The organism is Marseilla massiliensis, from assembly GCF_016899855.1.
Taxonomy (GTDB): domain Bacteria; phylum Bacteroidota; class Bacteroidia; order Bacteroidales; family Bacteroidaceae; genus Prevotella.
Genome location: NZ_JACJJG010000319.1, coordinates 1 through 201, shown reverse-complemented (window position 1 = coordinate 201; position 201 = coordinate 1). Strand labels below are relative to the sequence as shown.

At 52.7% G+C, this 201-nt stretch carries 1 protein-coding gene; it reads left to right on the top strand.

Going from position 1 to position 201, the window contains the following annotated elements:
• The coding region (locus H6A34_RS14855; protein ID WP_205106131.1) for a TonB-dependent receptor plug domain-containing protein at positions 1-201 on the top strand (201 nt) is incomplete at both ends.

Below are 201 nucleotides of genomic sequence, written 5' to 3'. Positions count from 1 at the left end.
GTCGACGGATTCCCCGTTGAGAGTATCAGTGACATTTCCCCGTCGGAAATCGAGAGTATCGACGTACTCAAGGACGCATCATCCACAGCCATCTACGGTTCGCGTGGTGCCAACGGCGTTATCCTCGTTACCACAAAAAGCGGCAAGGCCGGCAAGGTAAACGTAAGCTACAACGCCTACTACAGCTGGAAGAAAGTTGCA